Here is an 821-nt window from a genome sequence, read left to right as displayed (position 1 = left end):
GAGCCGATCATCGCCGACCTCGCGCGCATGCCGCACCTGCTGGTCGCCGGCACCACCGGCTCGGGCAAGTCGGTGGCGATCAACACCATGATCCTCAGCCTGCTCTACCGGCTGAAGCCGGAAGAATGCCGCCTGATCATGGTCGATCCGAAGATGCTGGAACTGTCCGTGTACGACGGCATCCCGCATCTGCTCTCCCCCGTGGTCACCGACCCCAAGAAGGCGGTGATCGCCCTCAAATGGGCCGTGCGCGAGATGGAGGAGCGCTACAAGAAGATGGCCAAGATCGCGGTGCGCAACATCGACGGCTACAACGCCCGGGTCGCCGAGGCCGCCGCCCGCGGCGAGGTGCTGACCCGGACCGTGCAGACCGGCTTCGACCGGCACACCGGCGAGGCGGTCTACGAGGACGAGGCCATGGACCTCGCCCCCCTCCCCTACATCGTGATCGTGGTCGACGAGATGGCCGACCTGATGATGGTGGCCGGCAAGGACATCGAGGGGGCGATCCAGCGGCTCGCCCAGATGGCCCGGGCGGCCGGCATCCACCTGATCATGGCGACACAGCGCCCGTCGGTGGACGTGATCACCGGCACGATCAAGGCCAACTTCCCGACCCGGATCAGCTTCCAGGTGACCAGCAAGATCGACTCGCGCACGATCCTGGGCGAGATGGGCGCCGGGTCGCCATGATCAGGTGGATGCCGGCCGCGCGGGCCATCTGGGCGAGCCGCTGGATCGCCCCCTCGATGTCCTTGCCGGCCACCATCATCAGGTCGGCCATCTCATCGACCACGATCACGATGTAGGGCAGCGGCGTC

Annotated in this window: 1 protein-coding gene and 1 pseudogene; one reads left to right on the top strand and one right to left on the bottom strand. The window is 67.1% G+C overall.

Going from position 1 to position 821, the window contains the following annotated elements:
• A pseudogene (locus MKK69_RS03470) lies at nucleotides 1-681 on the top strand (FtsK/SpoIIIE domain-containing protein); the annotation flags it as partial.
• On the opposite strand, the gene MKK69_RS03465 reads toward MKK69_RS03470, so the two are convergent.
• Nucleotides 623-769 (bottom strand): FtsK/SpoIIIE domain-containing protein, encoded by a 147-nt coding sequence (locus MKK69_RS03465; protein ID WP_409564770.1) that lies wholly within the window; start codon nucleotides 767-769, stop codon nucleotides 623-625. The pseudogene MKK69_RS03470 and the gene MKK69_RS03465 sit on opposite strands and share 59 nt — an antisense overlap.
• Nucleotides 770-821 lie beyond the last annotated feature (52 nt).

Origin of the sequence: Methylobacterium sp. J-026 (assembly GCF_022829585.1) — a bacterium.
GTDB lineage: Bacteria > Pseudomonadota > Alphaproteobacteria > Rhizobiales > Beijerinckiaceae > Methylobacterium.
This window is presented reverse-complemented; position numbering and strand designations above follow the sequence as displayed.

Coding starts and splice junctions, on each gene's coding strand:
- MKK69_RS03465 (WP_409564770.1), bottom strand. CDS start 769: ATGGTGGCCGGCAAGGACATCGAGGGGGCGATCCAGCGGCTCGCCCAG.